At 69.5% G+C, this 21,816-nt stretch carries 21 protein-coding genes; 7 read left to right on the top strand and 14 right to left on the bottom strand.

Annotation, left to right across the window (positions count from 1 at the left end; genetic code table 11):
* Window positions 1–69 precede the first annotated feature (69 nt).
* Complete coding sequence (locus BXA03_RS16880; protein ID WP_076509970.1) at window positions 70–984, top strand: transglutaminase family protein; 915 nt, start codon at window positions 70–72, stop codon at window positions 982–984.
* Between the two features lie 190 nt (window positions 985–1,174).
* On the top strand, window positions 1,175–2,716 hold the full coding sequence (locus BXA03_RS16875) for an alpha/beta hydrolase family protein (RefSeq protein ID WP_076509968.1): 1,542 nt from the start codon (window positions 1,175–1,177) through the stop codon (window positions 2,714–2,716).
* A gap of 53 nt (window positions 2,717–2,769) precedes the next feature.
* Here the strand turns inward: BXA03_RS16875 and BXA03_RS16870 are convergent, their stop codons facing one another.
* Window positions 2,770–4,194: a D-amino acid dehydrogenase gene (locus BXA03_RS16870; RefSeq protein ID WP_369822437.1), complete on the bottom strand. Its 1,425-nt coding sequence runs from the start codon at window positions 4,192–4,194 to the stop codon at window positions 2,770–2,772.
* A 20-nt stretch (window positions 4,195–4,214) separates the two neighbouring features.
* On the opposite strand from BXA03_RS16870, the gene BXA03_RS16865 reads away from it, so the two are divergent.
* Entirely contained in the window at window positions 4,215–4,691 is a 477-nt protein-coding gene (locus BXA03_RS16865) for a winged helix-turn-helix transcriptional regulator (RefSeq protein ID WP_076509964.1), read from the top strand.
* 33 nt (window positions 4,692–4,724) lie between these two features.
* On the opposite strand, the gene BXA03_RS16860 is transcribed toward BXA03_RS16865, so the two are convergent.
* Window positions 4,725–5,675, bottom strand: a complete 951-nt coding sequence (locus BXA03_RS16860) for an adenylate/guanylate cyclase domain-containing protein (RefSeq protein ID WP_076509962.1) — start codon at window positions 5,673–5,675, stop codon at window positions 4,725–4,727.
* A gap of 281 nt (window positions 5,676–5,956) precedes the next feature.
* Here BXA03_RS16860 and BXA03_RS16855 point away from each other — a divergent pair, with 281 nt between their 5' ends.
* Window positions 5,957–6,292, top strand: coding sequence for a hypothetical protein (locus BXA03_RS16855; protein ID WP_076509960.1), 336 nt, complete (start codon window positions 5,957–5,959; stop codon window positions 6,290–6,292).
* A gap of 50 nt (window positions 6,293–6,342) precedes the next feature.
* On the opposite strand, the gene BXA03_RS16850 is transcribed toward BXA03_RS16855, so the two are convergent.
* Genes BXA03_RS16850 through BXA03_RS16840 form a run of 3 tightly spaced genes read right to left on the bottom strand, consistent with a single transcriptional unit; the run spans window position 6,343 to window position 9,133 of the window.
* Complete coding sequence (locus BXA03_RS16850; protein ID WP_234983720.1) at window positions 6,343–7,308, bottom strand: LD-carboxypeptidase; 966 nt, start codon at window positions 7,306–7,308, stop codon at window positions 6,343–6,345.
* Window positions 7,305–8,507, bottom strand: a complete 1,203-nt coding sequence (tadA, locus tag BXA03_RS16845) for a tRNA adenosine(34) deaminase TadA (RefSeq protein WP_255377190.1) — start codon at window positions 8,505–8,507, stop codon at window positions 7,305–7,307. The genes BXA03_RS16850 and tadA overlap by 4 nt, the downstream gene beginning before the upstream one ends.
* Window positions 8,508–8,512: 5 nt before the next feature.
* Complete coding sequence (locus BXA03_RS16840) at window positions 8,513–9,133, bottom strand: FMN-binding negative transcriptional regulator (RefSeq protein WP_076509955.1); 621 nt, start codon at window positions 9,131–9,133, stop codon at window positions 8,513–8,515.
* Window positions 9,134–9,344: 211 nt separating this feature from the next.
* On the opposite strand from BXA03_RS16840, the gene BXA03_RS16835 reads away from it, so the two are divergent.
* Window positions 9,345–10,307, top strand: a complete 963-nt coding sequence (locus BXA03_RS16835; protein WP_369822436.1) for a DUF72 domain-containing protein — start codon at window positions 9,345–9,347, stop codon at window positions 10,305–10,307.
* 20 nt (window positions 10,308–10,327) lie between these two features.
* Here BXA03_RS16835 and BXA03_RS16830 read toward each other — a convergent pair whose 3' ends face one another.
* Genes BXA03_RS16830 through BXA03_RS16815 form a run of 4 tightly spaced genes read right to left on the bottom strand, consistent with a single transcriptional unit; the run spans window position 10,328 to window position 14,141 of the window.
* On the bottom strand, window positions 10,328–10,966 hold the full coding sequence (locus BXA03_RS16830; RefSeq protein WP_083716139.1) for a PqiC family protein: 639 nt from the start codon (window positions 10,964–10,966) through the stop codon (window positions 10,328–10,330).
* Window positions 10,963–12,651 carry a PqiB family protein gene (locus BXA03_RS16825; RefSeq protein ID WP_083716138.1) on the bottom strand — a complete coding sequence of 563 codons (1,689 nt, stop codon included), beginning with the start codon at window positions 12,649–12,651 and terminating at the stop codon, window positions 10,963–10,965. The genes BXA03_RS16830 and BXA03_RS16825 overlap by 4 nt, the downstream gene beginning before the upstream one ends.
* 54 nt (window positions 12,652–12,705) lie before the next feature.
* Window positions 12,706–13,470, bottom strand: coding sequence for a paraquat-inducible protein A (locus BXA03_RS16820; protein WP_083716137.1), 765 nt, complete (start codon window positions 13,468–13,470; stop codon window positions 12,706–12,708).
* Window positions 13,467–14,141, bottom strand: a complete 675-nt coding sequence (locus BXA03_RS16815) for a paraquat-inducible protein A (RefSeq protein WP_076509949.1) — start codon at window positions 14,139–14,141, stop codon at window positions 13,467–13,469. Before BXA03_RS16815 ends, BXA03_RS16820 begins: the two co-directional genes overlap by 4 nt.
* Before the next feature lie 157 nt (window positions 14,142–14,298).
* Between BXA03_RS16815 and BXA03_RS16810 the strand changes: the two genes are divergently transcribed.
* Together BXA03_RS16810 and BXA03_RS16805 are read left to right on the top strand one after the other, a co-directional pair.
* Window positions 14,299–14,880: a DUF2239 family protein gene (locus BXA03_RS16810; protein ID WP_076509947.1), complete on the top strand. Its 582-nt coding sequence runs from the start codon at window positions 14,299–14,301 to the stop codon at window positions 14,878–14,880.
* Between the two features lie 77 nt (window positions 14,881–14,957).
* Window positions 14,958–16,346, top strand: a complete 1,389-nt coding sequence (locus BXA03_RS16805) for an MATE family efflux transporter (protein WP_076509945.1) — start codon at window positions 14,958–14,960, stop codon at window positions 16,344–16,346.
* Window positions 16,347–16,373: 27 nt separating this feature from the next.
* On the opposite strand, the gene BXA03_RS16800 is transcribed toward BXA03_RS16805, so the two are convergent.
* The 5 genes from BXA03_RS16800 to BXA03_RS16780 form a co-directional block, all read right to left on the bottom strand.
* A complete protein-coding gene (locus BXA03_RS16800; RefSeq protein WP_076509943.1) occupies window positions 16,374–17,789 on the bottom strand; it encodes an MFS transporter in 1,416 nt (471 codons plus the stop codon).
* A 169-nt stretch (window positions 17,790–17,958) separates the two neighbouring features.
* The gene (locus tag BXA03_RS16795) at window positions 17,959–18,510 is read right to left on the bottom strand and encodes a methylated-DNA--[protein]-cysteine S-methyltransferase (RefSeq protein WP_076509941.1); all 552 of its coding nucleotides are present in this window, start codon (window positions 18,508–18,510) and stop codon (window positions 17,959–17,961) included.
* A 21-nt stretch (window positions 18,511–18,531) separates the two neighbouring features.
* Window positions 18,532–19,740, bottom strand: coding sequence for a multidrug effflux MFS transporter (locus tag BXA03_RS16790; protein ID WP_076509939.1), 1,209 nt, complete (start codon window positions 19,738–19,740; stop codon window positions 18,532–18,534).
* 149 nt (window positions 19,741–19,889) lie between these two features.
* Complete coding sequence (locus BXA03_RS16785) at window positions 19,890–20,960, bottom strand: ABC transporter ATP-binding protein (RefSeq protein WP_076510393.1); 1,071 nt, start codon at window positions 20,958–20,960, stop codon at window positions 19,890–19,892.
* Window positions 20,961–20,965: 5 nt separating this feature from the next.
* Window positions 20,966–21,814 (bottom strand): carbohydrate ABC transporter permease, encoded by an 849-nt coding sequence (locus BXA03_RS16780; protein ID WP_076509937.1) that lies wholly within the window; start codon window positions 21,812–21,814, stop codon window positions 20,966–20,968.
* Between the last annotated feature and the right edge of the window lie 2 nt (window positions 21,815–21,816).

The following is a 21,816-nucleotide window of genomic DNA, read 5'->3' as shown; positions in this document are numbered from 1 at the left end:
TACCGGCCTCGCCCCACGCGCCTCCCGGCCATCCACTCGTTCTTCATTCCGCCTGCCTACCATCCGCCCATGGCGACCTGCTACGACATCCTCCACACCACCACCTATCGCTACCACGAGGCGGTGAACTTCGGCCTGCACCGGGTGATGTTCCGTCCACGCGACAGCCACGATCTTCGCGTGCTGGCCACCGACCTGCAGGTCAGCCCGGAAGCACACGTGCGGCTCATCCAGGACCCGCACTCGAACTCGGTCGCCCTGGTCCAGCCCAAGGAGCCGGCGGCGGAACTCACCATCGTCTGCGCCTTCACCATCGAGCATGTGCCTGCGCTGGAAGACGAACTGCAGCTCGACCCCGCAGCCGAGTTCCTGCCCTTCGCCTATTCGCTGCAGGAACGACTGGACCTCGAGCACTACCTGCGCCCCCATCATGACGACCCGGACGGCACGCTCATCCGCTGGGCCCACCAGTTCCTGCACACCGACGCGCCCAACAGCACGCGCGAGACGCTCACGCGGATGAATGCCCACATCAACCAGAGCCTGGCCTACCACGCGCGCGAGGAAGAAGGCACCCAGACCCCCCTGGAGACGCTGGCCATCGGCGGCGGCAGTTGCCGCGACTATTCGCTGCTGATGATGGAAGCCGCCCGACGCCTCGGCATCGCCACGCGCTTCGTCTCGGGCTATCTGTACGACCCCATGCTCGACGAAGGCAACGATGCGCAGGAGGATGGAGAAGAACCCGCCGAGCGCATCGTCGGCGCGGGCAGCACCCACGCCTGGCTGCAGGCCTACCTCCCGGGCGCAGGCTGGATCGCCTTCGACCCCACCAACAACCTGATGGGCAGCAGCCGCCTGATCCGCGTCGGGGTTGCGCGTGATCCCGCCCAGGCGCCGCCCATCGCCGGCAGCTGGTTCGGCGAGGCCAAGGCCTATGCTGGCATGGATGTGGTCGTGAAGGTCACCCGTCGGCCCGGGTGAACACGTCGAGGCCGGCAGCCCGGCCGCTGCAGGCTTCGCATCTCGCCATGGCGTGAAGAACTCCGCAGATGTAGGACCGGTCCCCGACTTGACACCCGCGCGGGGAAATCCCTAGGAACCAAATCGGTCACCGCGATAGGCTGGCGCGCCGCTTCGAGGGCGGCACAGTCCAGACAACACGGAGACACCCATGGATGCGTTCCAGAACCAGCCCCTGCGGCTGATCGCGGCTGCGGCCGTTCTCGCCCTGAGCGCTTGCGGCGGGGGTGGCGGCTCGAACGTCGCCTTCACGCCCATCGCAGCCCCCGCGCCGAGCCCGGCGCCGGCCCCTTCCCCTGCGCCGACGCCCGCGCCTGCACCCGTACCCGAGGAAACCCGTCCTCAGGACAGCCGCAACAGCTTCGTCCCGGCCGAGCCCACGGCCACCACCTTCACCGCGCTGGCCGCCGCGCCCGGTGACACCGTCGACGTCACCACCACCAGCCGCTGGGCCGGTGTCATGGGCGGTGCCGCGTATCGCGTCGAGGTGCCCGCCAACTGGAACGGCAAGCTGGTGATGTATGCCCATGGCTATGCCGGCACGGGCAACACGCTGGCGGTGACCAACCCGTCCATCCGCCGTTACCTGATCCAGAACGGCTACGCCTGGGCGGCCTCGAGCTACAGCAAGAACTACTACGACGTGCGAGCCGGCGTGGAAGACACCAACGCCCTGGCGCTGGCCTTCAACAGCATTGCCCAGGCGCGCGGCCGCACCCTGGCGGCACCATCGCGTGTCTACATCACGGGCCACTCCATGGGCGGCCACATCACCGCCGCCGCGATCGAGGCGGAGGCCCAGGCCACGGCACGCAACAAGGTGAGCTACGCCGGTGCCGTGCCCATGTGCGGTGTGCTGGGCGACACCGAACTCTTCGACTATTTCTCGGCGGCGCAGCTCACGGCGCAGGCCCTGGCCAGCGTGCCCAAGTACCCGCTGACCAACTGGAGCGACATCCAGAACCTGGTGCTGGGCCAGCTGTTCTCGACGGTCACCGCCACCACGCTGACGCCAACCTCGCCGCTGGGCCTGCAATACGCCTCGGTCATCAAGAACCTGACAGGTGGCGAGCGACCGCTGTTCTCCATCGGCCTCACGCAGGGTGGATCGTTCCAGGCGCCGCTCGGCCTGTTCGGCAGCGACGGCACGATCAACGGCATCCTGAACAAGAACGTCACCGATACGAACCGCTTCACCTACACGATCGATGGCAATGCCACGGCCTCGACCGCGCTCAATGCCTCGGTGCAGAAGCTGACGGCCGACGTGGACGCCAACCGCCTGCGGCGCGACGGTCTGCGCTGGATCCCGCGCAACAACGGCGACATCAAGATCCCCGTGGTCACGCTGCATACGCTCGGCGACCTGTTCGTGCCCTTCAGCATGGAGCAGATCTACCGCCAGCGCGTGGTGGCCAAGGGCAACGGCAACTGGCTGGTTCAGCGGGCGATCCGCGGCATCACGCACTGCGACTTCACGGTCGCGGAACAGGTGGCCGCCTTCGACGCCATGATCAAGTGGGAGCGTGACGGCGTGAAGCCGACGGGGGACGACGTGCTCACGCCGGCCACGGTGGCCAACACCAACTATGGCTGCACGTTCACCGTCAACACGGCCGGGCCGGACGACAGTGCGCAGACCATCGGGATCCGTCAGCTGCTGGTGTCGAGCGGCGCGGGTTGCCCTCCGTGATGGACTGAGCGCCCGATGCGGCGGCGCGCGGGCCTGCGCCGCCGCCCTGTCGCTCAGGCAGGCTGCACGCCTGCGGGCTGCGGCCGATCGAGGCCCTGGCCCGGGCGGGCGTAGCGGTCCACCGCCAGCCCGTCGGTGCTGATCTCGGGCCGCCGGCCGGTCACCAGGTCGGCGGTCAACTTGCCCGAGCCGCAGGCCATGGTCCAGCCCAGGGTGCCATGGCCGGTATTGAGGAACAGGTTGCCCCAGCGCGTGTGGCCGATGATTGGCGTGCTGTCGGGCGTCATCGGGCGCAGCCCGGTCCAGAAGCTCGCGGCCGGCAGGTCGCCACCGGGGAACAGTTCGCCCACCACCTTTTCCAGCGTCGCGCGGCGCGCCGGCCTAAGGCTGAGGTCGAAGCCCGACAGCTCGGCCATGCCGCCCACGCGGATGCGGTCGGCGAAGCGGGTCACGGCGATCTTGTAGGTCTCGTCAAGCACCGTGGACTGGGGCGCGAGCGATTCGTCCACCAATGGCACCGTCAGCGAGTAGCCCTTGACCGGATAGACCGGCAGGTCGAGCCCCAGGGGCTCCATGAGCGCGCGCGAATAGCTGCCAAAGGCCAGCACGTAACGATCGGCCTCGAGCCACTGGCCGTCGACCTGCACGCCGCTGATGCGGCCGCCGTCGGTGCCAAGCCCCTGTACGTTGCTGCCGTAGCGGAATGCCACGCCCAGGCCACGGGCCATTTCAGCCAAGCGGGTGGTAAAGAGATGGCAATCGCCCGTCTCGTCGTTGGGCAGGCGCAGGCCGCCCACGAGGCCCCCCCCCGTGCGAGCCAGCGCCGGCTCGACGCGGGCCAGCCCTTCGCGGTCCAGCAGTTCATAGGGCACGCCGCACTCCTGCAGCACGGCGATGTCGCGCTGCACGGCGTCCAGCTGCTGCTGCTTGCGGAACAGCTGCAGCGTGCCGCCGGTGCGCTGTTCGTAGTCGATGCCCGTATCGGCGCGCAGCTTGCGCAGGCAATCGCGGCTGTACTCGGCCACCCGCATCATGCGTTCCTTGTTCACGGTATAGCGCTCGGCCGAGCAGTTGCGCAGCATCTGGGCCATCCAGCGCAGCTGGAACAGGCTGCCGTCGGCGCGGATGGCGAGCGGCGCATGCTTCTGGAACATCCACTTGATCGCCTTGAACGGGATGCCGGGCGCGGCCCAGGGCGTGGAGTAGCCCGGCGAGACCTGGCCGGCATTGCCGAAGCTGGTCTCCAGCGCGGCGCCGGGCTGGCGCTCCAGCACCGTCACCTGCGCGCCCGCGCGGGCCAGGTAGTAGGCCGTGGTCGTGCCGATCACGCCGCCGCCGAGAACAATGACTTTCATGGCCGATCCCGCTGGAAAAGAAGACTCGTGGAGTCGATCCCAGAACTTTATGCAGGCATGACCCGAAACTTTGACGGTTCTTTTGGGGATCCGCAGCAAAATCAGCTGACCAACCCTGTGCATCCGCTGAGCCGCCCGACGCCATGCCCGAATTCGCCACCCTCGACCGCATCGACCGCAAGATCCTGGACATCCTCCAGCGCGAAGGCCGCATCGCCATCACCGACCTTGCACAGCGCGTGGGCCTGTCGACCTCGCCCTGCTCCGAGCGGGTCAAGCGGATGGAGCGCACGGGTGTGATAAGCGGCTATCACGCCCGCGTGGCGCCCGAGGCGCTGGGCAAGATGCTGCTGGTGTTCGTGGAGATCAAGCTCTCATCCAAGTCGGCCGACGTGTTCGACAAGGTGCGCAACGAGCTTCTGCACATGCCCGAGGTGCTGGAATGCCACCTGGTGTCCGGCGGCTTCGACTACCTGGTCAAGGCGCGGCTGCGCGGCATGGGCGAATACCGGCACCTGCTGGGCAACATCCTCAAGAAGCTGCCGGTGGCGGCCGAGTCGCACAGCTACGTGGTGATGGAAGAGGTCAAGGAGACGCTGATCCTCCCGGTGGACCGTTGAGCGCACCGGCACCGCCCTCGACGGCGCGACGGCTCACTCCGAGGCTTCGGCCTTCATGGCCAGCTGCACCCGCCCGCCGGCCGTGTGGAAGCTGATGGTCGGCGCCGTGAAGTCCGACAGCGGTGCCCCCAGGCTGATCTCGCCGCTGCCGTGCAGCATGCATTCATCGCGGCGCAGCGCCACCTCGCTGCTGCTGCCGTCCGCGTCGCGGAAACGCACCCAGGTGCCATAGCTGCTCACGTCGGTGAGGATGCAGCTGCCGTTGCGCGCCTCGATGCGGGCATGCAGGCGCGACACGCGCGGGTCGTTCACCACGAAATCGGCCTCACTCACGCGGCCGAGGTGGATCGGCAGGTCGCGCGCGCCGAAGGCGGCATGCACGTCCAACCAGGAGAGTTCGATCTGCCCGAACGCCGTGTCGATGCCGGGCTTGGCCAGGGTCGACAGGGCCGCAGGCAGCGTCAGCAGGTCCACCACCTCGTCCTGCCAGTCGATGCGGTGGATGATCGGGGTGTCCTGTCGCCCGCGGATGGCGATGGGGCCCAGGCTGCGGTGGCGGACCTCGGGTCCGAGGTGCTGGTCGACCACCGATTCGGTGGCCCAGATCTGGCCCGGACCGGCCAGGTCGCTCAGGCGGGAGGCGACGTTCACTGCGTCCCCGTAGAAGTCGCCGTCGACCTCCACCACCTCGCCGCTCGCAATGCCAATCTGAAGATCCATGCGCAACGCCTCCGGCCACTTGAGCAGGCGCTTGTGGTGGCTGCGCTGGATTTCCAGCATGGCGGAGATCGCGAGCGCCCCGTCGGGGAACAGCGCGAAGATCCCGTCGCCGAGCTTCTTGATCACGCGCCCGCCGTGGGCTTCGCACACATCGCCCACCCACTGGACCAGCCGCGTGACGGTATCGGTCGCGCGGGCATTGCCCATGGCCTCGAAGACCCGCGTGCTGCCGGTCAGGTCCGCGAATACGACCGTGGTTGCCATCGTCCAATGTTCAACGAATTGTTTCCTGCAATTATCTCCAGACAAAGAAATCGCGCGAGTTCGGCCGCCGATTTGATGCAGGTCAATTCCGTGGCCTGTTGCTTTGCCCACAATCGGCCTGCGATCTGAGGGAATGCCGCAGCGGTTCGCCGCCCGCACCCCGCCAGACGCATGCATGGCCTCCTCGAAGAACCAGACGCAACACTGCGGAAACTTTTTTCTACGTTGCGAGATGCGGCGGCCCTGCGTAAGGTCATTCCAAGGCGACGAATCCACCCCTCATGAAGTCCTTGAATGCCATCTCCCGCTGGCTCCGGACACCGGCCCGGAATGCCGCGCCCGCGGGTGCCGAGCGCACGCTGCAGCAGGTGCGCGTCGCCATGCTCGCCGCGCTCGAACGCCATGGCTTGCTGCGCCAACGGCGCTCCCTGGCGGAGCGCGTGACCTATGCCAGCGAGCTCGAATCCTTGTGGTACCTGCGGCAGGACCTGTTGACCGCCCTCATGAATGCCTGTGGCGAGGCCCGGGCGCGGCAGGAGTTGCAACCGATCAATGCGCTGTTCGGCCGCTCCGAAGCCTTCCGCCCGCGCCTGCGCGCTCAGATGCGCGCCTCCTGAGGCGTCTCCGGCGGGCCCTGCAGGCGCAGGGCGTCACTGCCGCGGCCGCTTTAATGCCCGTGCCCGTGGTCGCCGGAGTGCAGGTGGCGGCTGCCGCCAACGCCGTGTCCCCACACGATGAAGGCTTCCTTGCCCTCGATCGCAAGGTCGACCTTGGCGCCGACCGGCAGCAGCACTTTGGTGGGCACATGGCCGAAAGGCAGGCCCGTGAGCACGGGCGCCTTGATCTGGGTGCGCAGCCGTTCCACCACCGTCTGCAGCTTGAAGCCCCGGTCGTGCGGTGCAGCGCGGTAGCCAGTGAACTGCCCCAGCACGACGGCCTTCTGACGGGCCAGCACGCCCGCCAGGCGCAACTGCTCGAGCATGCGCTCGATGCGGTAGGGATGCTCGCCCACGTCCTCCAGGAAGAGCACGCCCTTGTCCACCTGCGGAAAGTAGGGCGTACCCAACAGGCTGCACAGCACTGCGAGGTTGCCGCCCCACAGCGTGGCGCCACGCACCGGCCTGAAGCTCGGCACCTCGTCGCGGGCGGGCAGTCGCCAGCCCGTGCCCTCGCCGTACCCATCGAGCAGGTCGTCGAAGCAGGCGGCCGTGATGTCGTCGATGCCCTCCTCGGCACCGAAGTCGCTGCACAGCGTCGGGCCGGACCACGTGGCTGCACCCGTGCGCGCCACCATGGCGAGCTGGAAGGCCGTGAAGTCGCTCATGCCGACAAAGGCCGTACCGCGCTCGATGGCCTTCGCCACGGCCTTGTAGGGGATCCCTTCCAGGATGCGCGTCAGACCGTAGCCGCCGCGCGAGGCCAGCGCCACATCCGCACCGCTGGCTGCTGCCCGCGCAATCGCGGCGATGCGGGTGGCATCGTCGCCCGCGAAGCGCTGCTCGGCCGCGAGAGCCGCTTCGTCGATCTCCACCTCGTGGCCCTGCGCGCGCAGCCAGGCCACGCCACGGCGGAAGGCCGGCTTCTCGCGCACGGCGCTGGAGGGGGAGTAGATGTAGATGTGCTTCTTGTTCACCCGGGGGAGTATCCCATCGGCTCTTCCAGGGTCCGCCACTGCGCAGCCAGCGTACGGGCCGCGTCCGCGGACAGGTCCTGCACCGGCCGACGGCGCACCGGCCAGGCGCGAAGGGCGGCTTCATGGCCCTTGTCGGGGAAAGGCGCAGCCCAGGCCCGCGCGGCCTCCTCAGCCTCGGCTCCCCGGACCGCCAGCAGGGCCTGTGGGAGCGCCAGATGGGGGCCGGACACCATGCCTTTTGATGCAGCCCGCTCGACCACCCGATCGGCCAGTGCGGCCATGTCGGGATGGACGATCAGGCCGAACTCGCTGATGCCAGAGGCGAGCAGCCAATCCGCAAGCACCTCGGCATGCCAGTCGAGCGCGTGCGCGCCGTCCTTCTTGGGCTTGTCGCTTCGGCCGAAGCCAACCAGGTCGGGGATCAAGAGGCGGCGCTCTGGCAGCAGCGCTGGCATGTGGCGGAAAAGATGCCCCCATTGGCCAGCCCCGTGCAGGCAGAGGATGCCGCGCCGCGCCGATCCTGTGCCCTGCGCGGACAGACGATCCACATCGACGTAGGCCATCCGCAACCCGGCCAGCACCGGCAGCTCGGTGGTGAAGGCGAGCGGTACATCGAAGGCGACGAGGCCATCGAACCGGCCCTCGGGTGTGCGCAGTGCGTCGTCGCGCACCGGCTGCGCCTGCGCCCGGGCCTGTGCGCGCCGCGCGCGGAAGAAGTCCTGGAGCAGCGCGCCGCAGTCCTCGCCCATCACGCCGCCCTGCACTGCCGTCTGGTGGTTGAGCTGGCCGAAGCCGAAGAGATCGAGCACCGAACCCGCGGCGCCCGTGCGCGCATCGGCCGCGCCGAAGACCACGCGGCTCAGCCGTGCATGCAGCATGGCCCCAGCACACATGGCGCAGGGCTCCAGCGTCACGTAGAGCGTGCAGCCGTCCAGCCGGTAGTTGCCCAGCGCCTGCCCGGCCGTCCGCAGCGCCGCCATCTCCGCATGGGCACTGGGATCGTGGGTGGCGACCGGCGCATTGCGGCCCGTGGCCACGAGCCGGCCATCGCGCACCAGCACCGCGCCGACCGGCACCTCTCCGGCTGCGGCCGCGGCGCGGGCCTCGTCGAGCGCCAGGGCCATCCAGCGATGGTCTTCATCGCTCTGGCTGTGCGGCTCAGCGGGCCCGCTGGACGAAGAAGGGGACGACCGGATCACGCGCGTCAACCGCCAACGCCCGCACGGTCCATCCAGGTGCCCAGCCCGGCAGCCTCGCCGCCCTGCGCGGCGTGCAGCCGCCGCATCCCGGCATGGGCCTCGGGCCGATGCTGGTTGAGCTTGAGCTTGCATTGCCAGCCGACGACCTTGAGCTCGAATGCGACGATACCGGCGAGCATGCGGCGCTGGTAGTCCTCGCCCAGGTCGCGCCATTGCTGTGCGTAGGGCGGCTCGTGCTGGCCGATGAGCTGCTTGAGCAATGCATCCTTGGTACCGGCCTCCGGCAGCAGGGTGGCGCGCACGCGGCAGTGGACGGCGACATAGTTCCAGGTCGGCACCCGCTCGCGGTCCGGGTAGACCGTCGGCGAGACATAGCCGTGCGGTCCCAGGAAGACGACCAGCGCCTCGGGCCGCGCCTGCAGCTGCTTCCACTGCGGGTTGGCGCGCGCCACATGGCCCAGCAGCGTCCACTCACCCGGCCCCTTCGACACCAGCACCAGCGGCAGGTGGGTGACGAAGGGAAAGCGCTCGTCGTCGTTGGTCACGAGGCTGGCGAAAGGATGTTCGCGCATCAGCTGCGCGGCAAGCACGGGATCCTCGGCGTCAAAATGGGCGGGCAGGTACATGGCGGACCTCGAAAGGCGAAGCGGGCGATTGTCCCGCCTGCCATGCCCGAGCCTCGCACTCGCCCTCTCTCTTCGCATGCAGGACTCACTTTTCGGCGACGACCTTCCCCTACCCGCACCCCCACGCCCGGCACCAGCCGACGCGGGGTCATCCGCCGCGCCGCCAGCCGCGGACGAGGCGGCCCCGCCCAAGCGCCGTGCCAAGGCCGGCATGCCCAAGGTAGAGCCGGCCGCCGTCGAGGAGCGCCTGCGCGAAATGGCCGCGCGCCTGCCGCCGTTGCTGCGCCTGGGCAGCTCGTCCTGGCACTTCTCCGGGTGGGCCGGCTTGGTGTGGAACGGCGACTATGAAGGCTCGGTGCTGTCGCGCCACGGCCTCGCGGCCTATGCGCAGCATCCACTGCTGCGCACCGTGAGCCTGGATCGCAACTTCTACCGCGCCCTCACCGCATCGCAGTTCGCAGCCTATGCCAGCCAGGTGCCGGAGGACTTCCGCTTCGTGGTCAAGGCGCCGTCGGCTGTCGCCGATGCCCTTGTGCGCGCCGAGGACGGACGCGGTCAACGCCCCAACCCCGCGTTCCTCAACCCCCAACTGGCGGTGCAGGACTTCGTGGAGCCGGCCCTGCAGGGCCTGGGCACCAAGCTGGGCGCGCTGGTCTTCCAGCTCAGCCCCCTGCCAGGCACGATGCTGGCGCACATGCCCGAGGTGCTGGCGCGGCTCGATGCCATGCTGGCCGCCCTGCCCTCGCTGCGGCCGACGGCACCGGACGCCGTGGTGGCGGTGGAGGTCCGCAATACTGAATTCCTGACGCCCGACTTCGTGCGCGTGCTCAAGGCCCATGGCGCCACCTACTGCCTGGGCCTGCATCCCAAGCTGCCGCCCATCGAGGACCAGTTGCCGCTGCTGCGCGCCTTGTGGCCAGGACCGCTCGTGTGCCGCTGGAACCTCAACCGCCTGCACGGCGCCTACGGCTACGAGGAGGCGAAGGGCCTCTACGAGCCCTTCGACCGGCTGGTGGACCCCGACCCTCACACCCGTGGCCTGCTGGCGCGGGTGATCGCCGGCAGCACCGCTGCAGGCCACGCGGCCTACGTGACCATCAACAACAAGGCCGAAGGCAGCGCCCCCCTGTCGGTGCAGGCGCTTGGTGAGGCGGTGCTGGCCGGAAGGACCTGATCGCCCGCGCGGTCAGCCCGTCAGCCCTGCGACGCCGGGCACGCCGCAGGCTGCCCTGCCTGCAAGGCCGCCACGTGGCGCGCCATGGCCTCAGCCACCCGCGCCACGACGCGCTGCCCCGCCTGCGCCACACCGTCGATGCCGCCGGGCGCCGGCTCGCTGCCGCGCCACGCGCAGGTGCTGCGCTGCGTGCTGTCGGCGCGGCGCACCGTCCAGCTCAACCCCGCCTCGACCTGCCTACCCTGCGTGGCATCGAAGCGCTGGACCTGCGTGGTGATGCGCCATGGCAGCGCACCGGCAACGCCCGGTCCGCGGGTCGCATCGGTGGCACCCAGCCGGGCGGCCACCCCCGCCGCCAGCGCATCGCGCAATTCCTGCTCGAAAGAGGCCACCCAGCGGCTTTGCTCCAGCACCTGCACCTCGGCGCCGGCAGGACCGCGGACCACCATCTGCGGCCGCGCCAGCCGTTCGGGCACGGCCAGCGGCGCCATCTCGATGGCCGTACCGCCTGCCGGAGGCGCCGTCAGAGGTTGGGGCGTGGCGGGCTCCGCCAGCGTGTAGTAGCGGTCGGGCTCGGAGGCACAGCCCCCCAGTGCGCCCAGGGCCAGCGCCATGACGGTGATCACGCCGAAGCGTCGTGGTGATGCAGAGCGGCTCATCGCTTCTTGTCCTCGGGTTTGCCGCGCAGCAGCGATTCGGGGTGGCGCTCCAGGTAGTCGGTCAGCACCCGCACCGAACCGGCGGCGCGCGTCAGCTCCTGCAGCGTCGAGCGCAGGTCCTGCTGCACCGGTGCGTCCTCCGACAGCGTGCGGGTCGCGGCGTCGATGGTCTTGCGCGCGTCCTTGACGGCTGCGGCGATCTCGGGCGTCACGTCGTTGTTGATGCGCGTGACGGTGGCCTCGGCGCTGCCGAGCGTCCTGTCGAGCGTGCCAAGGGTCTTGCGCAGATCGCCTGCGATTTCCTGGAACGGGATCTTGTTGACCTTGGTCGCGATCTCCTGCAGCTGCTCCTGCAGCTCGTCGAAGCTCCCGGCCACCGTGGGGATCTGGATCGGGTCCTGGTTGGTGTCGACCTTGACCGGCTTCTCCTTGGGGAAGAAATCCAGCGCCACGTACAGCTGACCTGTCAGCAGGTTGCCCGTACGCAGTTGGGCGCGCAGCCCGCGGCCGATGAGGAAGCGGGTGCGTTCCTGCTGGGTAAAGCGCGGCTCCACCGGCGGCGCGGCCTGCGAACCCTCGAGCGTGTTGGAGCGGCGCAGGCGGTCCGGATACACGGTGACCACCACCGGCATCAGGAACTCGCGCTCGTTGCGGTCGAACTGCACGCCGATCGATTTCACCTCTCCGATGATCACGCCGCGGAAGTCCACCGGCGCGCCGGGCGAGAGCCCGCGCAGCGACTGGTTGAAGTACATCAGCAGTGTCTGCGGCGGTCCATCCGGCGGCTTCATCGCCGCGGTCTCGTCCTCGGCAAGCGCGAAGACGCTGTTCTCGTCGGCGCTCGGGCCCATCACGTCGTCCGGCGCGGCAAAGGCGATGCCACCCAGCACGATGGACGCGAGCGACTGCGTCCGCACCTGGAAACCGCTGGCGCCCGCCTGCACCTGCAGGCCGCTGGCATGCCAGAAGCGCGTGTTGGCACCGACGAAGCGGTCGTAAGGCGCGTCGATGAACACCCGCAGCGCCACGCCGCGCCCGTCGCCATCGAGCTCCACCGACGCCACCTGGCCCACCCGCACCCGGCGGAAGTACACCGGCGAGCCGATGTCCAGAGAGCCGGCGTCCTTCGCGTGCAACGCGAACTGCCGTCCGCTGGCGTCACGGGTGACGATGGGCGGCGCTTCCAGCCCGGCGAATTCGCTCGCCGTTTCCTCTTCGGCGCCCGCATCGGCCCCGATGTAGGCACCCGAAAGCAGCGTGTTCAGGCCCGAGACGCCCGAGGTGTCGAAACGCGGCCGCACCACCCAGTAGCGCGCGTCCTTGGCGGTGAAGCCATCGGCCGCCTTCTTGTCCAGCTCGACCGCCACCCGCACGTGGGAGCGGTCGCGCGCCAGGCGGATGCTCTGCACGGTGCCGATCTGCACGTCCTTGTACTTGACCGCCGTCTTGCCCGCTTCGAGTCCCTCGGCGGTCTTGAACGTGAGCACGATCTCGGGCCCGCGGTTCCAGAGCACCTTGGCCACCAGCGTGATGCCCACCAAGGCCGCCACGATGGGGATCAGCCAGATCAGCGACGGCACCCAGTCGCGGCGGCGCACCACACGCGGACGTGCAAGCGCCGGCGGCGCTGTCGGCGCATCGCCAGGGACGGAAGTCTGGCCTTCATGAGGCCCCGGTTCACTCATTCACACTCCTATGCCCCTGCGGGCGGCGATGCGGCCTTCGTGGACGCGCATCGCTCATGCAACAACCTTCGAGTCGGCCGTGGTTGGATCGCCATCCGCCGATTCGGCGGACTCCTCCGGCTCGGGCTCACCCGCGTCCCAGATGAGGCGTGGATCGAAGCTCAGCGAGGCCAGCATGGTCAGCACCACCACGGCGCCGAAGGCAGCAATCCCCACGCCAGCCTGCACCACCGCAAAACCCTGGATCCGCACCAGCCCCGCCAGCAGCGACACCACGAACACGTCCAGCATCGACCATCGACCGATGAACTCCAGAACCTGGTAGAGCTTGGCCCGCTCGCGCTGACGCCAGCGGCTGCGCCGCTGCGTGGTGACCACCAGCACGGCCAGCGCGGCCAGCTTGAACAGCGGCACCAGGAAGCTCGCGGTGAAGATCAATGCCGCCAGCCCGTAGGAGCCGGAAATCCAGAAGAAGATGATCCCGCTGAGGATGGTGTCCTGCTGCGTGCCGAGCAGGCTCTTGGTGATCATCACCGGCAGCAGGTTGGCGGGCAGGTAGAGCACCGCGGCAGCGAGCAGGTAGGCCCAGGCCCGGCGCAGGCTGTCGGGCTTGCGCGCGCGCAGGCGGGTGCCACAGCGCCCACACTGCTCGCCGACCTGCGCGCCCTCCCACACCGTGGCGCACCGGTGGCAGTCGAGCAGGCCCGCATGGTGCGCCGTGACGATGGCCCCGCCGCCCTGTTCGACCGGAAGGTGCGGCGTGGCATGACTGGCAAGCCGCGAGAGCCGTTCGCGTACAGCGCGGGTCCGGCTCGTCATGCGGCGCCCCCCTTCGCGCCTTCTTCCCGCTCGAAGGCCATCTGCCAGAAGCTGCGCGGGTCGAAGGACAGCAGCGTGGTCAGCAGCACCGTCAGCCCGACGAAGGCCCACAGCGCTGGCCCCAGCACCACCGTGGCCATGCCGAAGAGCTTGACGATGGCGACCAGCACGCCAAGAAGGAAGACCTCGACCATGCCCCAGGGCCGCAGCGACTGCAGCGCCTTCACCAGCACGGCGAAACCCGGTGGCCGCTCTGGTGGCGTGGCCGCGTCACCATCGGCCTCCCGATCCGCCTGCCACACCGTCGGTGCGACCTGCAGGTACAGCAGGATGCACAACTGCGCGAGCGGAAACAGCAGCGTAGTGGCCAGCACCAGCAGTGCCACCGGCGACATGCCCTCGCCTGCCAGCACCACCACCGCCCCTGCAAGAGTGGTCTGGCTGCTGCGCCCCTGGAGTTCGATCTCCACGATGGGAAAGAGATTGGCGATCGCGAAAAGGATGAGGCTGGCGAGCGTCAGCGGCAGAAGCCGATCGCGCTGCTGGCCCGCATGACGGGTCAGCTCGGTGCCGCACCGTGGGCAGTGGGCGATCTCACGCGAGCGGAGCTTTGGCGCGCGGAACACCGCATCGCATCCTTCGCAAACCGTCACATGGGGCACCACTTGCATCGCGCTGCATTCTGCCCACACTCCTTCGGGTGCATGGAGCGGCAGGCGGACGAGCCCACGGCATCCGCCAACCACCGCGGGCGTAGGACAAATACCGGTAAATTTTACCCGGGCCATATTGCGCACCTCATTTCAGCCGGGTAATATTCGCGTCATCATGGATGCCCCCACCGCCCCCCAGCTGACGGCTTTCGTCGGCTACCAACAGGTCGCCCAAGGTCCTCGCGACGTCGTGCTGGCCGAACTGCGTCGTCGGCAGGACAACCCACCCGCGGTGGTCTTCGACGACCTCAGCGGCGATCGGGTCGAGCTCGAAGCCGGCACCGCGTGCGGCGACGCGCCGCCAGAGCCGCACGCCGGGGCTTCACGCCACGCACGGGGCGTGGGCCGCCCCCGCCTGGGCGTCGTGGCGCGCGAAGTCACCTTGCTGCCGCGGCATTGGGAATGGCTGAGTCGCCAGCCCGGCGGCGCCTCGGTGGCGCTGCGTCGGCTGGTGGACGACGCGCGCCGCGTCTATGCGGACCGCGATGCGGTCCGGGCGTCGCGCGAGTCGGCCTACCGCTTCATGAGCACCGTGGCGAGCGCCCTGCCCGGCTTCGAGGAAGCGGCCCGCGCCCTCTTCGCCGGCGATCCGGCACGTTTCGCCGAACAGATCCACGACTGGCCCGAAGACGTGGCGCGCTATGCGCGGCACCTCTCGGCCGGCAGTTGGGCCGCCGCCCCGGAGCACACGGCGTGAGCGGGCCCACTCCCGCTCGTGAGCGCGAAACCAACGCAGATGGTGGCAGGGCCGCACTGGGAGCGCGCCTTTCCGCCATGCCCGCCAGCGGGCACGCGCGCGGGGCTGCAACGGCCGCCCCTGATGCCCGGCCGCTCTGGAAGACCTTCCTGTTCTTCCTGCTGCCGATGCTGTTGTCCAACGTGCTGCAGTCGGCCTCGGGCACCGTCAACAACATCTACCTCGGTCAGATGCTCGGCGTGCAGGCGCTGGCTGCCGTCTCGGGCTTCTTCCCGGTGATGTTCTTCTTCATCGCCTTCACGATAGGGCTGGGCTCGGGCGCCTCGGTGCTGATCGGCCAGGCCTGGGGCGCGGCCGAGCCCGAGCGGGCACGTGCAGTGGCAGGCACGGCGCTTTCGGTGGTGCTGCTCTTCGGCCTCCTGGTCGCGGTCTTCGGGGGGCTGTTCACGCAGCCGCTGCTGCACGCGCTGGGCACGCCCCCAGACATCCTGCCCGACGCCACCGCCTATGCCCGCATCATCCTGATCGCCATGCCCGGCCTGTTCGTCTACCTGCTTTCCACCGCCATGCTGCGCGGTGTGGGCGACACGCTCACGCCGCTCTACACACTGCTCATCTCCACCAGCACGGGACTGCTGTTGACGCCCACGCTGATCCGCGGCTGGCTCGGCCTGCCGCAGCTCGGCGTGGCCAGTGCGGCCTGGGCCACGGTGGTGGGCTTCGTGCTCGCCAGCCTGTGGATGGGCCTGCACCTGCGCCGGCGCGGCAGCCCGCTGGCACCCAACCGGGCGCTGCTGCGGCACCTGCGCATCGACTGGCAGCTGCTGCGCGCCGTGCTCAGGGTGGGCGTGCCTACCGGCGTGCAGATGATCGTGGTGTCTCTGGCGGCGGTGGTGCTGCTGTCGCTGGTCAACGGCTTCGGCTCGGCCGCCACGGCGGCCTACGGTGCGGTGAACCAGGTGATCGCCTATGTGCAGTTTCCGGCCATCTCCATCGCCATCACGGCCTCGGTGCTGGGGGCGCAGGCCATCGGCGCGGGCAAGGCCGACCAACTGGGCCGGATCACCGCCACCGCGCTGGGCATGAACCTGGCCTTGACGGGCGGGCTGGTGCTGCTGGCCTACCTGGCCTCCCGGCCACTGATGGGCCTGTTCATCACCGACCCGGCCGTGATCGAGGTGGCGCAGCAGCTGCTGCACATCATGCTGTGGAGTCTGGTGGTCTTCGGCATGGGCTCGGCCCTGGCGGGCGTGATGCGTGCCAGCGGTTCGGTGCTGGTGCCCACGGCCATCACCATCGGCGCCGTGCTCTTCGTCGAAGTGCCCGCCGCCTGGTGGATGAGCCACCGCTTCGGCCTCAAGGGCATCTGGATGGCCTATCCGCTGGGCTTCTGCGCCATGCTGTTGATGCAGACGGCCTACTACCGCGCCGTCTGGCGGCACAAGAAGATCCGGCGGATGGTCTGACCCGCGCGAAGAGGCGCAGCCGGCGCCTCAGGCGGCTGCGTGCCCACTGGCCGTCTTCAGCCGCAGCGAACTGAACACGCCCGACACGGCCGCGAAGACCGCCGCCACGCCCAGCGCCACTTCGGGCCCGGTGCGCAGGTGCGGATCCCACACGCTGAAGATGACCGCGAGCACCACGGCACCCACGGTCTGTCCCGTGAGCCGCGCGGTGCCCAGCATGCCGCTCGCGGCGCCGCTGCGGTGCGGCGGCGGCGCCGTCACGATGGTGTGGTTGTTGGGCGACTGGAACAGCCCGAAGCCGACACCGCACAGGGCCATGCGCCAGGCGATGTCGCCGTTGGCCGGCGCGTCCGGCAACAGGGCCAGCAGCGCCAGGCCCACCGCCAGCAGGCCCAGACCGATGCCCCCCAGCAGCCCGTCGGGCACCCGGCCGATCAACCGTCCCGCGATGGGCGCCGTGGCCACGATGGCCAGGGGCCAGGCCGTCAGCAGCAGGCCGGCCTGCACATGGGTACGGCCGAAGGCATCGAGCAGCAGAAAGGGCAGCGCGATGTAGGCCAGCATCTGCGCCGCAAAGGCGCTGACCGAGGTGCCCATGGACAGCGCGAAGACCGGGATGCGCAGCAGGTCGACCGGGAACAGCGGCACGCGCATGGGCCACTGCCGGCGCATGTAGACCGCGCCCAGCAGCAGCCCGCCGCCCAGCCACAGCCAACCGTCCAGCCGGCCGCCGGCCTGGCCGTCCTGCACGCCGAGGCGGTCGACGCCCAGGAAGAAGAGCGAGAACATGCCGATGTTGAGCAGCACGTCCAACATCCGCATGCGGTCGCCCACCGCGGGCCCGACGTTCGGGGGCAGCGCCTTCCAGCCAAGCCAGAGCACCGCCACGCCCAGCGGCAGGTTGATGGCGAAGAGCCAGGGCCAGTCGGCCACCGCCAGCACCGCCGCGGCCACCGACGGGCCCGCCACCGACGAAGCGGCCACCACCATCGAGTTGATCGCCATGCCCTTGCCCAACTGGCTGCGTGGATAGGTCAGCCGCACCAGGGCCGCGTTCACGCTCATCAGGCCGGCCGCGCCCACGCCCTGCACGGCACGCGCCGCGATCAGCCAGCCCAGGCTGTTGGACATCAAGGCGCCCAGCGAGGCGACGGTGAACAGCGCCATGCCGGCCATGTAGACGCGCCGGAAGCCGATCTGCTCGCCCAGCCGCGCGAGCGGCAGCAGCAGGACCAGCGTGGCGATCTGGTAGGCATTGACCACCCACACCGCATGCGAGGCACTGGCGTTGAGCGAACGGGCGATGCCGGGCAGAGCGAGATTGAGGATGGTGCCGTCGAGCACCGAGACGATCATGGCCACGATGATCACGGCCATCGCACGGCCGCGCTGCGGCTGGGGCAGGCCGTCGTAGGCCGGGCTTTCCGTCGCAGCCGGCGTCATGCGCCGCTCCGTGCCGCCTGGTCGGGATGCGTGGTGACGAAGGCTGGCGGCAGGCGGAGGGAGAGCATCGGCATCAGGCGATTCTGCGCCGCGCGTCGTCACGGTGCGCGCAAGTCCGCCGATGGCCGAGTGCGCGCCGGGGTGGTGCGGGCAGGGTCGTGCAAGGTGTTCAACGTTCGTCGAAGAGCGGCTCGCTGCCCCAGGGACGGGCGCCCTCGATGGCCAGCATGCGCAGCTTGAGCAGTGCCCCGCCCGGTGCCGAGAAGCCGCCCGGCCGGCCGTCGGCACCCAGCACCCGGTGGCATGGCACGACCGGCGCAAAGGGGTTGTGGCCCAGGGCCTGGCCCACCGCCCGCGCCCTGCCCTTGCTGCCCAGCGCCTCGGCCAAGTCGCCGTAGGTGCGGGTCTGGCCCGGCGGAATCTGCCGGGTCAGGGCGTAGACGCGGCGATGGAAGTCCGGCACGCCACGCTCGTCCAGCGGCAGTTCGCGCAGGTCGCGGGGCTCGCCGGTCAGAAGGGCGCGGATGCCCTGGATGGCCTGCACCACCCAGTCGGGATGAGGCACCGTGTCGGATGCGTCGGGACAGCGGCGAAGCAGGTGGGCGCGCAGGCCCGTGTTGCTGCCGTCCGCCTCGGGCAGCAGCACGCTGCGCAGGCCGGCCTCGCCCCAGGCCAGGCCGCAGTGGCCGATGGCGGTGTCGAAGACGGCAAGGCCGGTCACGCGCGATCTCGGTTCAGCCGATCAGGCAGGCGACGGCAGCCGGCGGCCGCGTACACCCAGCGTCAGCAGGGTGAGCACGAGCGACAGGTACATGCCCGCCGCCATGCCCAGCACCATGGGCAGCGGCCGGCCGTCGTTGAACAGGCTGACCACCGCCATGCCCACCGCACCGCCGAGCATCTGCAGCGTGCCCATCAGGGCCGCGGCCGTGCCGGCGATGGCGCCGTGGTTCTCCATCGCGAGCACGGCGGTCGTCGGAATGACCAGGCCCATGAAGGCGGTGGCCACGAAGTACAGACCCATCAGCATCGCCAGCGAGTCTCCACCCGTCAGGTAGTGCGCCAGCATCAGGCTGATCGCGACGCTGGCGCCCAGCACGCCGACACGCACCAGCGGCGCCAGGCCGAAACGGGCCGAGAGCCGGCCATTGAGCTGGGCGGCACCAAAGAATGCCGCAGCGTTCACGCCGAAGGCGATGCTGTACTGCGTGGGTGTGAGGCCGTAGTGGCCGATCATCACGAAGGACGAGGTCGACAGGTAGATGAAGAAGCCCATCATCGCGAAGCCGCCGATGAAGACCAGTCCCAGGAAATGCGCGTCCAGCAGCAGACCGCCATAGGCACGCAGGGCGCTGCCCAGGCTGCTCTCCACGCGGGCCGAGGGCGGGCGGGTTTCTTCAAGGCTGAAGGCCAGCAGCGCCAGGCCCGCCACGGCCGCCAGGGCGACCACCCAGAACACCGCTCGCCAACCCGCCACCGCGATCACGCCGCTGCCGGCGAGCGGCGCCAGGATGGGCGAGATGCTGAACACCAGCATCAGCAGCGACATCAGCCGCGCCGCGTCGGAGCCCGTGTGCAGGTCGCGCACCACGGCGCGCGGGATCGCCATGCCCGCCGCCGCGCCGAGGCCCTGGACGAAGCGCAGCACGATCAGCGTGTGGATGTCGGTGGCCAGCGCGCAGCCCACGCTGGCCAGCGCGAACAGCGTCATGCCGAAGAACATGGGCGGCCGCCGGCCCACCATGTCCGACACCGGGCCGTAGAGCAGCTGGCCGATGCCGATGGAGATGAAGAACACCGTCAGGCTCAGCTGCGCGCTGCCGAAGTCGGTGCCCAGTTGCTGGCCGATGGCCGGCAGCGCCGGCAGGTACATGTCGATGGCGAAGGGGCCGATGGCCGAGAGCAGGCCGAGGACGACGGCGATGCGGAGGAACCGGGGAGACGAGGACATAGGCGGCGCATTGTCCCGGCTCGAGCACGAAGCTGCCCGTCGACCCGGCTGCGGCCCCGGGCTGCCATGGGCATTGGCTCGGCCGTGCCCGAGGCCGGCCGCTGCGGGCATGCCGCGCCGGCAGCGCCCTCACCGCTGCGCCCGCCGTCTCAGAGCCGCCGCGTGCCCTCGGCGTCGAACAGGTGCACGCTTTCCGCGCCCCACTGCAAGTGCACCGCCTCGCCAACGCGGGCACGCAGCGTGCCGGGCACGCGCACCGTCAACAGACCGAGCGGCGTGGCCACCTCGGCATAGGTCTCGGGGCCGGTCGGCTCGATCAGCTCCAGCACGCCCTCCAGGCCCGCATCGGCGAAGACGATGTTCTCGGGCCGCAGGCCATACAACAGCTTCGTTTCGGCACCCTGGGAGGGCAACGCCGGATGGCGCGAAGGGTCGCACGGCATCACCAACCCGCCCGCCTCCACGCCGCCTTCGGCGCCGGTCACGGCATCGATGAAGTTCATGGCCGGCGAGCCGATGAACTCCGCCACGAAACGGTTGGCCGGGCTGCCGTAGATCTGCTCCGGCGTGCCGAACTGCTGCACGAGGCCGTCCTTCATCACCGCGATGCGGTCCCCCAACGTCATGGCCTCGACCTGGTCGTGGGTGACGTAGACGGTGGTGGTCTTGGTGCGCTGATGCAGGCGCTTGATCTCGGCACGCATTTCCACGCGCAGCTTGGCGTCCAGGTTGGACAGCGGCTCGTCGAAGAGGAAGAGCGCCGGATCGCGCGCCAGCGCCCGGCCCATGGCCACCCGCTGGCGTTGGCCGCCGGAGAGCTGGCCGGGCTTGCGACCCAGCAGCGCCTGCAGTTGGAGCATCTGCGCCACGCGCTGCACCGTGGCCTCGCGCTCGGCCTTGGGCACCTTGCGCAGCTCCAGGCCGAAGGCGATGTTCTGCGCCACCGTCATGTTGGGGTAGAGCGCATAGCTCTGGAACACCATGGCGATGTCGCGGTCCTTGCTGGGCAGGTTCGTGACCTCGCGCTCGCCGATGTGGACCGAGCCGGACGTCGGTGCGTCCAGCCCCGCGATGATCGACAGCAGCGTGGACTTGCCGCAGCCCGAGGGTCCGACCAGGATCAGGAACTCGCCGGCCTCGATCTCCAGGTCGATGCCCTTGAGGATGTGGGTGTTGCCCGCGTAGGTCTTGTGGATCTGCCGGATGCCGAGTGCGCCCATGGTGTTCATCCCTTCACCGCGCCGGCCGTCAGCCCGCGCACAAAGTACTTGCCCGCCACCACGTAGACAAACAGAGTCGGCAGCGCGGCGATCAGCGCCGCGGCCATGTCCACGTTGTATTCCTTGACCGAGCTGGTGGTGTTGGCCAGGTTGTTCAGGCCCACCGTGATGGGCTTGCTGTCGGCGCCGGAGAACACCACGCCATAGAGGAAGTCGTTCCAGATGGCCGTGAACTGCCAGATGACCGTCACCACCAGGATCGGCACCGACAGCGGCAGCACGATGCGCCGGAAGATCTGCCAGAAGCTGGCGCCGTCGAGCATGGCCGCCTTGACCAGCTCGGGCGGCAGGCCCACGTAGTAGTTGCGGAAGAACAGCGTGGTGGTCGGCAGCCCGGCCAGAAGGTGCATGAGGATCAGCCCCCAGATGGAGCTGGCGATGCCCAGCCAGCCCAGCACCTGGCTCATGGGCAGCAGCACGACCTGCATGGGCATGAAGACGCCGAAGAGCATCAGCGCGAACATCGTCTCGCTGCCACGAAAGCGCCACTGCGCCAGTACGTAGCCGTTGAGCGCGCCCAACAGCGTCGAGATGGCCACGGCCGGCACCACCATCAGCACCGAGTTCATGAAGAAGGGCTGCAGGCCGCGGCAGTCGGTGCCGGTGCAGGCGGAGCTCCAGGCCTTGGACCAGGCCTCGAAGGTGGGCTGCGTGGGCAGGGCCACCATGCTGGTGGCGCGCACCTGGTCCATGTCCTTGAAGGAGGTGACCAGCATCACGTACAGGGGCGCCAGGAAGTAGGCCGCGAAGAGCAGCAGCAGCGCCCAGAGGATGGTGCGGTGAACGACGCGCATGG

The sequence above is a fragment of the Pseudacidovorax sp. RU35E genome (assembly GCF_900156165.1).
Taxonomy (GTDB): Bacteria; Pseudomonadota; Gammaproteobacteria; order Burkholderiales; family Burkholderiaceae_C; genus Xenophilus.
The sequence above is the reverse complement of the archived record's forward strand: the minus strand, read 5'-3'. Positions and strand labels throughout refer to the sequence as shown.

Coding starts and splice junctions, on each gene's coding strand:
- BXA03_RS16810 (WP_076509947.1), top strand. CDS start 14,299: ATGGATGCCCCCACCGCCCCCCAGCTGACGGCTTTCGTCGGCTACCAA.
- BXA03_RS16790 (WP_076509939.1), bottom strand. CDS start 19,740: ATGTCCTCGTCTCCCCGGTTCCTCCGCATCGCCGTCGTCCTCGGCCTG.
- BXA03_RS16860 (WP_076509962.1), bottom strand. CDS start 5,675: ATGGCAACCACGGTCGTATTCGCGGACCTGACCGGCAGCACGCGGGTC.
- BXA03_RS16855 (WP_076509960.1), top strand. CDS start 5,957: ATGAAGTCCTTGAATGCCATCTCCCGCTGGCTCCGGACACCGGCCCGG.
- BXA03_RS16875 (WP_076509968.1), top strand. CDS start 1,175: ATGGATGCGTTCCAGAACCAGCCCCTGCGGCTGATCGCGGCTGCGGCC.
- BXA03_RS16865 (WP_076509964.1), top strand. CDS start 4,215: ATGCCCGAATTCGCCACCCTCGACCGCATCGACCGCAAGATCCTGGAC.
- BXA03_RS16870 (WP_369822437.1), bottom strand. CDS start 4,194: ATGCACAGGGTTGGTCAGCTGATTTTGCTGCGGATCCCCAAAAGAACC.
- BXA03_RS16780 (WP_076509937.1), bottom strand. CDS start 21,814: ATGCGCGTCGTTCACCGCACCATCCTCTGGGCGCTGCTGCTGCTCTTC.
- BXA03_RS16820 (WP_083716137.1), bottom strand. CDS start 13,470: ATGACGAGCCGGACCCGCGCTGTACGCGAACGGCTCTCGCGGCTTGCC.
- BXA03_RS16840 (WP_076509955.1), bottom strand. CDS start 9,133: ATGTACCTGCCCGCCCATTTTGACGCCGAGGATCCCGTGCTTGCCGCG.
- BXA03_RS16785 (WP_076510393.1), bottom strand. CDS start 20,960: ATGGGCGCACTCGGCATCCGGCAGATCCACAAGACCTACGCGGGCAAC.
- BXA03_RS16880 (WP_076509970.1), top strand. CDS start 70: ATGGCGACCTGCTACGACATCCTCCACACCACCACCTATCGCTACCAC.
- BXA03_RS16805 (WP_076509945.1), top strand. CDS start 14,958: ATGCCCGCCAGCGGGCACGCGCGCGGGGCTGCAACGGCCGCCCCTGAT.
- BXA03_RS16830 (WP_083716139.1), bottom strand. CDS start 10,966: ATGAGCCGCTCTGCATCACCACGACGCTTCGGCGTGATCACCGTCATG.
- BXA03_RS16825 (WP_083716138.1), bottom strand. CDS start 12,651: ATGAGTGAACCGGGGCCTCATGAAGGCCAGACTTCCGTCCCTGGCGAT.
- BXA03_RS16815 (WP_076509949.1), bottom strand. CDS start 14,141: ATGCAAGTGGTGCCCCATGTGACGGTTTGCGAAGGATGCGATGCGGTG.
- BXA03_RS16800 (WP_076509943.1), bottom strand. CDS start 17,789: ATGACGCCGGCTGCGACGGAAAGCCCGGCCTACGACGGCCTGCCCCAG.
- BXA03_RS16835 (WP_369822436.1), top strand. CDS start 9,345: ATGCCCAAGGTAGAGCCGGCCGCCGTCGAGGAGCGCCTGCGCGAAATG.